This is a genomic window from Aquimarina algicola, from assembly GCF_006443095.1.
Taxonomy (GTDB): Bacteria; Bacteroidota; Bacteroidia; order Flavobacteriales; family Flavobacteriaceae; genus Aquimarina; species Aquimarina algicola.
On the sequence record NZ_VFWZ01000003.1, the window covers coordinates 468,573 to 481,590 of the forward strand.

General features: G+C 32.5%; 11 protein-coding genes. 4 read left to right on the top strand and 7 right to left on the bottom strand.

Annotated elements, in window-relative coordinates; translation table 11 throughout:
* Nucleotides 1-78 precede the first annotated feature (78 nt).
* From FHK87_RS12905 to FHK87_RS12925, 5 genes are all read right to left on the bottom strand, one after another.
* Nucleotides 79-723, bottom strand: a complete 645-nt coding sequence (locus FHK87_RS12905) for a response regulator (protein ID WP_394344924.1) — start codon at nt 721-723, stop codon at nt 79-81.
* A 50-nt stretch (nt 724-773) separates the two neighbouring features.
* Entirely contained in the window at nt 774-1,568 is a 795-nt protein-coding gene (locus FHK87_RS12910) for a sensor histidine kinase (RefSeq protein WP_140593547.1), read from the bottom strand.
* A gap of 642 nt (nt 1,569-2,210) precedes the next feature.
* Entirely contained in the window at nt 2,211-2,915 is a 705-nt protein-coding gene (locus FHK87_RS12915; protein WP_140593549.1) for a hypothetical protein, read from the bottom strand.
* Nucleotides 2,916-3,278: 363 nt separating this feature from the next.
* Nucleotides 3,279-4,502, bottom strand: a complete 1,224-nt coding sequence (odhB, locus tag FHK87_RS12920) for a 2-oxoglutarate dehydrogenase complex dihydrolipoyllysine-residue succinyltransferase (RefSeq protein ID WP_140593551.1) — start codon at nt 4,500-4,502, stop codon at nt 3,279-3,281.
* Nucleotides 4,503-4,567: 65 nt separating this feature from the next.
* The gene (locus FHK87_RS12925; protein ID WP_140593554.1) at nt 4,568-7,345 is read right to left on the bottom strand and encodes a 2-oxoglutarate dehydrogenase E1 component; all 2,778 of its coding nucleotides are present in this window, start codon (nt 7,343-7,345) and stop codon (nt 4,568-4,570) included.
* Nucleotides 7,346-7,461: 116 nt separating this feature from the next.
* Here FHK87_RS12925 and FHK87_RS12930 point away from each other — a divergent pair, with 116 nt between their 5' ends.
* Nucleotides 7,462-8,001, top strand: coding sequence for a hypothetical protein (locus FHK87_RS12930; RefSeq protein WP_140593556.1), 540 nt, complete (start codon nt 7,462-7,464; stop codon nt 7,999-8,001).
* 4 nt (nt 8,002-8,005) lie between these two features.
* Here FHK87_RS12930 and FHK87_RS12935 read toward each other — a convergent pair whose 3' ends face one another.
* Nucleotides 8,006-8,635, bottom strand: a complete 630-nt coding sequence (locus FHK87_RS12935) for a hypothetical protein (RefSeq protein ID WP_140593559.1) — start codon at nt 8,633-8,635, stop codon at nt 8,006-8,008.
* A 56-nt stretch (nt 8,636-8,691) separates the two neighbouring features.
* Nucleotides 8,692-9,666 (bottom strand): polyprenyl synthetase family protein, encoded by a 975-nt coding sequence (locus FHK87_RS12940; protein ID WP_140593561.1) that lies wholly within the window; start codon nt 9,664-9,666, stop codon nt 8,692-8,694.
* 205 nt (nt 9,667-9,871) lie between these two features.
* On the opposite strand from FHK87_RS12940, the gene FHK87_RS12945 reads away from it, so the two are divergent.
* Genes FHK87_RS12945 through FHK87_RS12955 form a run of 3 tightly spaced genes read left to right on the top strand, consistent with a single transcriptional unit; the run spans nt 9,872 to nt 13,015 of the window.
* Entirely contained in the window at nt 9,872-10,477 is a 606-nt protein-coding gene (locus tag FHK87_RS12945; RefSeq protein WP_140593563.1) for a TetR/AcrR family transcriptional regulator, read from the top strand.
* Nucleotides 10,474-11,841, top strand: a complete 1,368-nt coding sequence (locus FHK87_RS12950; RefSeq protein ID WP_140593565.1) for a TolC family protein — start codon at nt 10,474-10,476, stop codon at nt 11,839-11,841. Before FHK87_RS12945 ends, FHK87_RS12950 begins: the two co-directional genes overlap by 4 nt.
* 7 nt (nt 11,842-11,848) lie before the next feature.
* A complete protein-coding gene (locus FHK87_RS12955; protein ID WP_140593568.1) occupies nt 11,849-13,015 on the top strand; it encodes an efflux RND transporter periplasmic adaptor subunit in 1,167 nt (388 codons plus the stop codon).
* Nucleotides 13,016-13,018: the final 3 nt, after the last annotated feature.

Below are 13,018 nucleotides of genomic sequence, written 5' to 3' on the forward strand. Positions count from 1 at the left end.
TATGCCTAATAAACGATTTAAAAAGTAATTATAATATATTTTAAGCTAATTTTATCAATTGTATAAATCAAAAATTTATCAAGGAATAAATAGTTTACTTTTAATAGCATAAATAACAAGACCGGTTCTATTCTTTAAATTCAATTTTTCAAAAATTGAATCCCTGTACCCTTCTACAGTTTTAGGGCTAAGACACATATCTTTTGCGATTTCTTTATATGTCTTTTCGGTACAAGCATGCTTAATAAACTCAATTTCTCTCTCTTTTAACAGCACTTTCTTTTCTTCTTTTTTTGGTTCTAAAGACCCCAAAAGCAGGCTTGTAACGTTTTCTGTATGATAAAAACCTGTTTCTTGTACCTGTACAAGTGCATTTTCGAGTATACTTTTTTCGGTATCTTTTAATAAATATCCTTTTGCCCCTGCTCTCAACATTTTTAAAATTGTATGCTCATCTTCTTCGACCGAGAGTGCTAATACTTTTACTTTTGGATATTCTTTTTTAAGTGCTTCTGTGGTTTCTATACCATTCATAATCGGCATATTGATATCCATAAGAACAACATCCGGTATATTTTTTGCGTCTTTAAATCGTGTAAGGAGTTCTTTTCCGTTTTTACAGATATAAAGCACTTTGAATTTAGAAAAACCATTAACCAATCCGGATAGTGCCTGCGATAACAGGATATGATCTTCTACAATGACCACTGTGTATTTCATAATTTTACAATTTTGTAATTGATTAAGATGACCTCATCATTATGTAAAACCTACTAAATTTCTTCATCTAAAGGGGGTAGACCTTCTTTTTTGTATTTATATAATAATGTTATTGATGTTCCTTTTCCTTTTTGGGAAGTGAGTTCTACATTAGCCCCTATTAGCTTGCCTCTGTTTTGCATATTCTTAAGCCCTATTCCCTGTTTAACATTGTTAAACGAACTATTATCAAAGCCAATTCCATCATCTTCTGCTTTTACAACTAACTTATCTTGATCATATCGAATATCAACTGTAAGCTTTGTAGCTTTAGAATGTTTTATCGTGTTTGTAAAAAACTCTTGAAAAATCCTAAAAATGATAATTTCGACTTTGTCATCTAATTTAACAATTTCTTGATTACTGGTGACACTAGCGTTTACAAATTGCATTCTATTAAACCTTTCGATTTCTAAAGTGATCGCCTCGGTAAGGCTCAAACTTTTTATGGCGTCAGGGTTAATTAACTTAGAAAGTGATCGTAATTCTGTTAGACTTTTGGTGATCGTGTCAGTAACTTCTGCTAATTTCTCGGGATCATCTTGCGCAATATTAACCTGTATCTTAGCTAAAGTGAGCAACTGACCAATATTATCATGTAGCTCCCAGCTAATATTGCGCAAGGTTTCTTCTCTTATTTCAATTTGTGTCTCGGCAATAGCCTTCTCAAATTTCTTTTCTGCCTCTTTCTGTTGTAACAACAAACTATTTTTTCTTTTTTGAAAAATCGAAAAAAGAGAAATCATTACTATAACAACAACAACAAGTACAATACTTGCAATTAATATTGCTGTTTCTTGTTGCTCCATATAAACCCTATTATAAAACAAACATTCATTACAATTGTTAAGGTAAAATTCACTAGAAAATAAACTGTAGCATCTGTTAAATGTAAATAATAATTTCTTAAAATTCTAAAAGGAAGATTACCCATAAAATATAACAAAAGACCTACACTAATCCAAAAAAGTAAATTCCCTTTTGTATTTAATACTCGTTCGGAATTCAATATTTCAATAAAATAAAAAACTATAATGACTAATAATGAGAATGCAGCAAATATGTATGGAAACCTTTGGAATTCATATATATAATTCTCAAAAAAACCATTAATAATAAATATCAAAAAATAGGTTAAACACAATATTAAAGTAATCCTTTTATAATTTTTATTATTCAAATAGTGATGATATAATAAAATTAAATATGTAAAATTTAAAACATGATATATATTGTAGATTATAGCATTATAATTTGAAACATATTCACGTATTAACACACCACAAATATCATTAATAACTGAATACCAAAGCAGTACACAAAAGAACTTCAGAAATGTACCCTTATACTTGTAAAAATAAATAGATCCAAATATAGCCGAAAGTAGTTCTACAAAAATTCCAAAATTCACTATTGTTATTAATACCTCTCTTTTCACTTTTATTAATCAGTTAATATGGTGGAGAACCTCCTAATTCGTTAGCAATAGTACTTATCTCATCATTAAAACTTGTACTATAAAATGAGAAAAAGCTGGCAGTATTTATTCTTGAATCTTGAGACTCTTTACCTTCACCAACTGGTGATTCTCCACTTTCAAGTAATTCTTCAATAAATTGTAATTCGACTTTACCATCATTGTTTTTATCTATAAATGTAAACCCTCTATGTGCATTTGTTTGTTCATGAAACATTGTAGGGGCAATGAATATTGTATTTCTTCTTTTATCTAACTTTCTTATACCTTTCCCATCTCTCAAATTTGTACTATCAGGATAATTCCCTAAATACAAACGATATCCAGAAACTTTAACAGTATCTCCTGTCACTTGTTTGATATAAGCTAAATATTGTTCTAAAAACTCTTCTTCTAAATGGAATGCACGAGAGGGAATAAAATTTAAATCTGGTTTTCGTTTCGAAGGACATAAAGTATTTATTATACTATCTTTTCCCCCTTCATAAGCCTTAATGATACAAGATCTATTAGTAGTATACTCACTATATAATTCTATAGCGTCATTTAGAGATATAATTTCTTCTGGTGGATCTACTGGAGGAGTTGGATTATCACATTTTTTAATCACTAAAAAAGTAATGATTATAGTAATAATAATTACTATGGGGTATCCAATTAAACTGGTTTTTCTTTCCATTTTGATAAAATTTAAGATGTTTGATACGATATGTGTTGTTAAGTGCATGATAGAACTTTACCTCTCTCATACACAGTTAAAAGTAGTATTATTAAATTATATCAAAAAATTCTTTTATAGTTTTATGACCATACTACCCTTGTAAAGCACTGATAACAAGAGATTTTTCAGACTTAAAAAAACTGCAAAAACAATACGCACCTCAAAAAACAGGGGGATTTACCCCTAAGCAATTAGGGGGATTTTCCTGTTGTTTTATTTTAGAAATAAAGACTGAAAATTCTTTCAAACAAAATGTTAGAAAACAAAAAAGCCCCACATCTTAAATCAATGTGGGGCTCAATAAAGTTTTATTTTGTACAACTATAGCTCTAAAGCTTTAGCTACATTAGAATTCATCAGTAATTCTTCAGGGTTCTCTAATGCTTCTTTAACAGCCACTAAAAATCCTACAGATTCTTTACCATCTATAATTCTATGATCATATGATAAGGCTACATACATAATAGGTGCTATTACAATTTGACCGTCTCTTACGATAGGACGTTCTACAATATTATGCATCCCTAAAATAGCACTTTGTGGAGGATTAATGATCGGTGTGGACAACATACTACCAAACACACCTCCATTAGTAATGGTAAATGTTCCTCCTGTCATTTCATCAACAGTAATTTGTCCATCACGGGCACGTAATGCCAAACGTTTTACCTCAGACTCAACGCCTCTAAAACTTAAGTTCTCTGCATTACGTATTACCGGGACCATTAGACCTTTTGGCCCAGAAACAGCAATACTTATATCTTGAAAATCATAAGAGATCATTTCTTTACCATCAATCATAGAGTTCACAGCAGGATACATCTGTAAAGCCCTTACACATGCCAACGTAAAGAAAGACATAAAGCCTAAGCTTACACCATGTTTACTCTTAAAAGTTTCTTTATATTGACTACGAAGATTAAAAATAGGTTGCATATCTACCTCATTAAAGGTAGTTAACATTGCGGTTTCGTTTTTAACAGCAACTAAACGCTCTGCTACTTTACGACGCAGCATTGATAATTTTTTACGCTCTTCTCCTCTGGTTCCCGGACCAGGAGTACCCATTGATGGTTTTGCCTCTATGGCATCAGCTTTGGTTATTCTTCCGTCTCTTCCTGTTCCTTTTACTGCTGCAGGATCGATTCCTCTTTCTGCAAGTACTTTTTTTGCAGCCGGTGAAGCTGTCCCAGTAGCATATGTTTCAGTTTTAGCAGGTGCAGGAGGTGGTGTTGATACTTCTTCTTTTTTCTCTTCCTTTTTTGGAGCTTCTGCAGCAGGAGCATCACTACTTCCTTCTGGTTTTGCAGCATCTGTATCAATATGACACACAACCTGCCCAACTGCAACGGCATCACCTTCTTCTGCCATTAAGGTAATGATTCCACTTGCTTCTGCTGGTAGTTCTAGTGTAGCTTTGTCACTATCTACTTCAGCAATTGCCTGATCTTTTTCAACATAATCACCAGTCTCAACAAGCCATTGAGCAATTTCTACTTCTGTGATAGATTCTCCCGGTGATGGGACTTTCATTTCTAAAGCCATAATTCTAAGTTTATCCTTTAAATAATTTCCTTTAGGAACTTTACTTTATGATTATTTACTAAATTTTATCTTCTTTGATTATCTTTTGTTTTATCAAAAACATAATCAATTACTTCCTGATGTCTACGTTTAGAACGTGTAGCACTTCCTGCAGCAGGTGCTCCATAAGGTCTTCTACTTGCAAATCTAAGTGTATGAGCGTTGTCAAAATGCATCATAATATGGCTTAACGCACCCATATTACGAGGTTCTTCTTGTGCCCACACAACTTCTTCAGGATTATATTTTTTTATAATTTTATTAATCTCTGCAACCGGTAGTGGAAATAATTGCTCTATTCTCACTAATGCAACATCTTTTTTACCAAGCTTTTCTTTTTCTTCTAATAAATCGTAGTAGAATTTTCCTGTACAGAATACTAGTGATTTTGTATTCTTAGCTGTTGCTTCAGAATCATCGATTAAGGTTTGGAAGCTTCCGTTTACAAATTCATCGACAGAAGACAATACTTTTGGATGACGCAATAAACTCTTTGGTGTAAATACAATTAGCGGTTTACGATATTTAGCTTTCATTTGCCTACGTAACAAATGAAACATATTTGCAGGAGTTGTAACATCTGCTACAAACATATTATCTTTTGCACACAATTGTAAATATCTTTCCATCCTACCGGAAGAGTGTTCTGCTCCTTGTCCTTCATAACCATGAGGAAGCAACATTACCAAGCCATTTTGCAATTTCCACTTATCTTCGGCAGATGATATGTATTGGTCGATCATGATTTGAGCACCGTTACTAAAGTCTCCAAATTGAGCTTCCCAAATTGTTAATGTATCGGGACTTGCCATTGCATATCCATAGTCAAACCCTACAACACCATATTCTGAAAGTAACGAATTATAAATATAAAAATCTCCTTGATCTCCTTTTAGATGATTCAACAACAATACTTCCTCTTCACTATCTTCAACCTTGATCACAGCATGTCTATGGGAAAAAGTACCTCTTTCTACATCCTGACCACTCATTCTTACATCATATCCTTCTTTTAGTAAAGAACCATACGCTAATAGTTCTCCCATCGCCCAGTCTAATTGATCAGTTTCAAAAAACATTTTATGTCTTTGATCGATAAGGCGTTCTATTTTACGTAAGAATTTTTTATCCGAAGGAAGTTTTGTTATTATTTCTGCTATTTCTGTAAGGTGCTCTTTTGGATATGTAGTATCTACAACCTCCATCATTTCATCCTCCTGAACTCTTTCAAAGCCCGCCCATTCGTCTTGCATGAAAGGAGTAATAACGGTCTTTTCTTGCTTACGCGAATCTTCAAGCTCTTCTTCTAAAGAAGCTTTATATTCTTTTTCTAAAGTCGAAACATAATTTGCATCTATAATCCCTTCTGATATAAGCTTTTCTGCATAAATATCTCTTGGATTTTTGTGTTTTGAAATGGCTTTATAAAGTTTTGGTTGTGTAAATCTCGGCTCATCTCCTTCATTATGCCCGTATTTACGATACCCTAATAAATCTATAAAAACGTCTCTTTTAAAAGTCATCCTAAAGTCTAATGCAAAATTTGCAGCGTGCACTACAGCCTCAGCATCATCCGCATTGACATGTAATACAGGGGATAACGTTACTTTACCTACGTCTGTACAATATGTAGAGGATCTGGCATCCAAATAGTTTGTTGTAAATCCTATTTGATTATTTACAACAATATGTATGGTTCCTCCTGTTTTATACCCATCAAGTTTTGCCATTTGCACCACTTCATAAACGAGTCCCTGGCCTGCAATTGCTGCATCTCCATGAACTACTATTGGCAATACCTGAGAGATATTATCTTTATAGTGACTATCTTGTTTTGCTCTTGTGATTCCTTCTACAACAGAACCTACTGTTTCCAAATGTGACGGATTAGGAGCTATATTCATATTTATGGCTTTGCCAGAATCTGTCTCTCTTTTAGAAGTCCATCCTAAATGATATTTTACATCTCCATCAAAAACAGTTTCTTCATAATCTTTACCATCAAATTCGCTAAAAATATCTTTAGGGCTTTTTCCAAAGATATTGGTTAATGTACTCAAGCGTCCTCTATGCGCCATCCCCATCACAAATTCTTTCACTCCTAAATCTGCTGCTTTTTCTACAAGAGCGTCTAATGCAGGGATAAGAGATTCTCCTCCTTCTAGAGAAAATCGTTTTTGCCCTACATATTTTGTATGCAAAAATGCTTCAAAAGAAACTGCTTGATTTAATTTTCTAAGAATATGTTTTTTCTGGTCTGAAGAAAACTTTGTTCTATTCGTATTAAAATTAACTCTAGCTTGTATCCACTCACGTTCTTCGGGATTACGAATATACATATACTCTATCCCTATAGAATCACAATATATCTGTTCTAGATGAACAATAATATTACTAAGTGTATTAGGACCTATGCCTATTATCTCTCCTGCATTGAATACTGTATTAAGGTCTCCTTGACTTAACCCAAAATTTTCTAGCGCTAAAGTAGGGGTGTATTTTCTACGTTCTCTTACTGGGTTTGTTTTGGTAAACAAATGCCCTCTGGTTCTGTAGGCATCTATTAATCGAACTACCTGAAATTCTTTTTGAACATTTTCTGGAACAGGTACTGTTTCACCGCTTCCAGATTTTTCTACATAAATAGTCTCTGTCTGTCCATCTGCACTTTCTAAACCAAAATCAAAACCTTGAAAAAAAGCTCTCCAGCTGGGTTCTACACTATCGGGGTTTTGCAAATACTGATCGTATAAATCTGCAAAAAATGCGGTATTAGCCGCATTCAAAAATGAATATTTATCCATATGTAAGTATTCAACTGTGTTTTTTAAATTATAAAACGAAACAAAAATACAACAATTACGGTATATTAAGTATCGAATTATCTATATTTATGTTATTATTTTTTATGAATTTAACAATGAAAGTATCTTTTCTTCAAAGCCGTAAAATTTTTCTCTTAGTCTTTTTAATCATCATATCATTACACAATACTATAGCACAAGAAAATAATTTTTGGTCAAATGTAAGATTTGGAGGTAATTTAGGAATAGGATTTTCTGATGATACTTTTAATGCTGTAGCTGCTCCTGCTGCAATCTATTCTTTTAATGATCAATTTAGTGCTGGGTTAGGTCTAATTTTTGGGTATAGCACTTTTGAAAATGATAGACTTAATGAAGAAAGAACAAGTACTAATTATGGCGCTAGTGTAATTACATTATTTAATCCTTTTGAAGGCTTACAATTATCTGCAGAATTTGAGCAAATGGGAGTAAGCCGAAGTATTGAAATCAATAATGAAAAATTTAATGATGATTATTGGTATCCAGCTTTGTTTCTAGGCGGAGCATATAGAGTTGGCTTTGTGAGCTTAGGTATAAAATATGATGTTTTGTATGATGATGACAAAAGTATCTATGGTAGTGCCTATGTACCTTTTGTTAGGGTGTTTTTTTAGAAAATTACCATAAATGAAATATACATCCGGGATTTTTTCTATCAGAAATTAATTTTTTTTCAGCTTTGCGAAGTAATCTATATTTATACAAAATATCATCTTGATCTTCTACACAATCGGCCTCTTCAAAAGGTAATGTATTAAAATAAGCCTGATCCCATTCAGAGAGTTTTTCACCATGGCTTCTGGTTTTACAAGTCGCCACAGAATTCTCATCAAATACCATACGATGTTCTACTAATTCTAACACTTTTTGCGCACTGAATGATTGGCGTTGCGAACTTTGAACACTTTGTGTATTATAATGAATAATTTCGGTAGAGGTCGTTTTTATTCGTAACGTATTGTTTTTCAAATAGTATCTCTCTATATGCCAGTTATCATATCTTCCTTGTTTATAAGAATGCGTAATAAGTTTAATGGTATCATTCTTATAATAAAAATATATGGTTCCTTCTAGATTTTCAGAACATTTATATGTCTTATATGTTGTAGAAATTAGAGTATCCTTTTTATTGACAGATTCCAAAAACAAATCATATGATCCATACAACGCATCTGTTGAGTCGTCTTGACAATAAGATATATTCAAAACCAATAGAGCTAAAACAAAAAGAAAATGATATAACTTCATCTGTTAAAACTAGTCAAAAATTAGATAATATTCGTTTTAAAAAAGAATTAAAGATTCTACACATTTCTATTCATCAATTGTTGTCCAAAGACCTTTAAAATTTGCTTCTTATTATCTGCAATATCAATAGTATCCAAAAGGGCAAAGGCCTTATTAGTATATTCTTCGATAGCGGATCTTGCTGCTTCTTTCGCACCTGTTTTTTCGAACAAATATTTGACTGTTGCTATTTTTTCATCAGAATTTTCAGGAGTAAGAGAAAACAATCCTCTCAGTTGTTTTTGTTCTTCTGCAGAAGCAAATTCAAGCGATTTCAAATACAAAAAAGTCTTTTTATTTTCAATAATATCACCTCCCAATTGTTTTCCAAAAGTTTCAGGATCACCAAATGCATCAAGGTAATCATCTTGAAGTTGAAACGCAAGACCAAGTAATCGACCAAAGTTGTAAATAGAAGACTTACACGATGAGTCTGCATCTGCTATAATTGCCCCCATTTGCATCGCTGCACCAACTAAGACCGCAGTTTTATACTCTATCATTTTAATATACTCTGTAATGGTAACATCATCTCGAGTTTCAAAATCAATATCGTATTGTTGCCCTTCGCAAACCTCGATTGCTGTTTTGGTAAACAACATTGCAAGCTCTTTAAAAGTATCACCCTCATAGTTCTCAAAAAGCTGGTAGGCATTGATAAGCATTGCATCTCCCGAGAGAATCCCTGTATTTATATCCCATTTCTCATGAACGGTTTCTTTACCTCTTCTCAATGGAGCATCATCCATTATATCATCATGAATAAGTGAAAAATTATGAAAAACTTCTATTGCAAGTGCTGCATCAAGAGCATTTTTATATGAAGTTCCAAAAATTTCTGCTGTTAACAACACCAAAGTAGGCCTTAATCTTTTTCCTCCTAAGTTTAAAATATATGATATTGGTTCATATAGGTTTTTAGGTTCTTTAATATTATTTTTTTGTTCTAAAAATTTTAAAAAATACCCCTGATAATCTGAAATACTATACACTATATACTGTTTATTTTCCGCTAAAATAATTGAAACTTTTTAAATAATAAGAATAGATAAATGCTATATCCATATAAGACCTATATATAAGCAAAACACTTAACCCATAGCGATAATGTTAAATTATTGTAAAACTTTAGAAACTTTTACTGTTTTTAAAGTTTCCATCTTTACATTTGCTGCAAAAATTAAGCTCAACACAATAATGAAAGAGGAAATTATTCAAAAGGCAAGTGACATGTTTTTAAATTTGGGTTTCAAAAGTGTAACGATGGATGACCTTGCTTCAGAGTTAGGGATTTCAAAGAAAACGATTTATGCACATTTTCAAAATAAAACAAAATTAGTTGAAGCTACAACAGATCATCTTTTTTGTTCCATCTGCGAAGGAATAGATGAAATCTTAGATAAAAAATTAGACCCAATAGAAGAGTTGTATGCTATCAAAGCTATCGTAATGCAACATCTTAAAAATGAAAAAACATCTCCCCAATATCAATTACAGAAATATTACCCCAAAATACATAGTGATCTCAAGATAAAACAATTCGATGTTATGCAAGAGTGTGTTATCGAAAACTTAAATCGAGGCATTGAAAAAGGTATTTTTAGAGAGAATATTGACATAGAAATCATCTCAAGATTATATTTTATTAATATGACTGGTCTAAAAGACGTTACTATGTTTCCTCTTCAAAAATTTACAATGTCTACTCTTATGGAACAATATCTTGAGTATCACCTACGTGGCATTACAACAGAAAAAGGAAGAACAATTTTAAACAATCTTATAAAAGAGAATCAAGCATGAAAAACAACTTTTGGCTAATTTGCCTTGGTTGGTTATTTACCAATTTTGCAATAGCCCAGCAGCAATCGCCTGTTAGCTCTTCATATTCTTTTACCTTGGACGAGGCAATAGAATTTGCATTAGAAAACAGTTATCAGTCTATTAATGCAAGACGCGATGTCGCAAAGGCATTAAAAAGAAAATGGGAAGCTACCGCAGATGGTTTACCTCAAATAGATGGTCTCATTGATTATCAAAACCAACTAAAACAACCTGTAACCTTAATTCCCGGAGAAGTAGCCGGTGGAGAACCCGGAACATTTGTACCTGTGATTTTTGGAGTAAAACAACAAGCGTCTCTAACCGCAACATTAAGTCAGATTATTTTTGACGGATCATATCTTGTAGGTATTGAAGCCGCAGAAAGCTTTTTACAGTACAATGACGATCTCGAAGAGAAAACCAAACTAGAAGTTCGCAAAAGTGTTATTAATGCATATGGTAGTGTACTTGTTTCACAAGAAAATGTAGAAATCCTTAAAAATAATGAAGCTACTCTAGAAAAAAACTATCTGGAAACCAAAAAGATCTTTGAAAATGGTCTCGCAGAAGAAGAAGATGTAGAACAATTACAGATTACATTATTAGAAATCAAAAATCAACTTAGCAATGCTGAGCGATTAAAAAAGATTTCACTCCAAATGTTTAATCTTACTATTGGCGTTGATGTAAATTCTAATACAGTATTGTCTGATCAACTAGAAAATCTAGCCATGAAAAATATGGATCAATCTGTAACTACAAAACCTTTTATTCTAGAAAACAATATCGATTACAGGTTATCATATCTGCTTACAGAACAAACAAGATTAGAACTAAAACTTGAAAGAAGCCGTGCATTACCAAGATTAACAGCTTTTGTAAATTATGGTACGTCTGCCTTTGATGATGACTTTGTGTTTTTCGAAAGTGATACCAGATGGTTTCAATCTTCGATATTAGGAGCAAGTCTTAATATCCCAATCTTTAGCTCTCTTAGAAGAAGTGCAAGAACACAACAAGCTAAAATTGCTAACGAGCAATCTAACACTGATTTTTTAAGAGCTCAGCAAGAAATACAACTCCAGTATGAGACTGCTGTGAGCGATTATAAATTTTCTATAGAATCTTATGAAACCTCTAAGAAAAATCTTGCATTGGCAGAACGAATTGAAAACAAAAATCAAATCAAATATTCCGAGGGACTTGCTACTAGTTTTGAACTAAGACAAGCACAATTACAATTATATAACACTCAAAATGTAGTTCTAAATGCTATGCTTGATATTATAAACAAAAGAGCAGAGCTAGAAAATATTTTAAATACACCAAACAACAATAATTAACCCTATTATGAAAAAGATATTTATCGCAATATTCATTTCAGTATTTATCATATCATGTGGTAATGATGGTACAGCCTCTATTGAAAAAGTAATAGAGAAAGGCGATCTTAAAGCTTTACGAGCAAAAAGAACAGAAGTCGTAGAAAAACAACAAACTATAGCAGGTCAATTAAAACAAATTGATGAAGCTATTGCTGCTTTGGATACCGTAAAAAAACTTCCTTTAGTGACAACTATAGTAGCAAAAGACACAATTTTCAATCATTATCTTGAGCTACAAGGAAATGTAGAAACCAAGCAAAACATAGTACTTTTTCCCGAAATAAGTGGGATTTTGACTAGAGTTTATGTAAAAAAAGGACAAAAAGTATCTAGAGGTCAATTATTGGCAAGAATAGATGATGGGGGATTAAGCCAACAACTTTCTCAAATCGAAGTACAAATGCAATTAGCAAAAACTACATTCGACCGCCAAAAAAGATTATGGGAACAAAAAATCGGTTCTGAAATTCAATATTTGGAAGCAAAAACTAATTTTGAAGCACAACAAAACGCAGTAAACCAGATTAAACGTCAGTTGGCAAAAACAACTATAAACGCCCCTTTCTCTGGAGTAATAGATGACATTATTACTGAACAAGGTAATGTTGTAAACGCTGGTCAAAATGAGATCATCCGTATCGTCAATCTTAATGATATGTATATAGAAACAGAGGTGCCCGAACGCTACATTGCCAATATTACTAAAGGCAAAAATGTAGAAGTGTATTTCCCTGTTTTAGGAAAAACTGTACAAACAAAAGTTAGACAAGTAGGAAACTACATTAATCCTAACAACAGATCTTTTATGGTCGAAGTTGCTATCCCATCCAACGATGGTGTAATCAAACCTAATTTGACAGCAAAAGTGAAGATCAATGATTACACAAACGAAAAAGCAATATTAATACCACAAAGTATTATTTCTGAAAATGCTGAAGGTGATCAATATACATATGTAACTTCTGATCAAGATAGTCAGAGTATCGCAGAAGCTAAAAGAGTAATTGTAAAGACCGGAAAAACACAAGGAGATTATATCGAAGTCCTAGATGGATTAACTAATGGCGATGCCATTATTAGCGAAGGTGCCAGAAGCGTAAAAGATGGCCAAAAAGTTAAAATTTTAAATTAACAA

What these genes read in the sequence shown, in the direction of transcription:
- FHK87_RS12910 (WP_140593547.1), bottom strand. Translation starts at nt 1,568, where the DNA reads ATGGAGCAACAAGAAACAGCAATATTAATTGCAAGTATTGTACTTGTT.
- FHK87_RS12935 (WP_140593559.1), bottom strand. Translation starts at nt 8,635, where the DNA reads ATGAAGTTATATCATTTTCTTTTTGTTTTAGCTCTATTGGTTTTGAAT.
- FHK87_RS12950 (WP_140593565.1), top strand. Translation starts at nt 10,474, where the DNA reads ATGAAAAACAACTTTTGGCTAATTTGCCTTGGTTGGTTATTTACCAAT.
- FHK87_RS12945 (WP_140593563.1), top strand. Translation starts at nt 9,872, where the DNA reads ATGAAAGAGGAAATTATTCAAAAGGCAAGTGACATGTTTTTAAATTTG.
- FHK87_RS12925 (WP_140593554.1), bottom strand. Translation starts at nt 7,345, where the DNA reads ATGGATAAATATTCATTTTTGAATGCGGCTAATACCGCATTTTTTGCA.
- FHK87_RS12955 (WP_140593568.1), top strand. Translation starts at nt 11,849, where the DNA reads ATGAAAAAGATATTTATCGCAATATTCATTTCAGTATTTATCATATCA.
- FHK87_RS12915 (WP_140593549.1), bottom strand. Translation starts at nt 2,915, where the DNA reads ATGGAAAGAAAAACCAGTTTAATTGGATACCCCATAGTAATTATTATT.
- odhB (WP_140593551.1), bottom strand. Translation starts at nt 4,502, where the DNA reads ATGGCTTTAGAAATGAAAGTCCCATCACCGGGAGAATCTATCACAGAA.
- FHK87_RS12930 (WP_140593556.1), top strand. Translation starts at nt 7,462, where the DNA reads ATGAAAGTATCTTTTCTTCAAAGCCGTAAAATTTTTCTCTTAGTCTTT.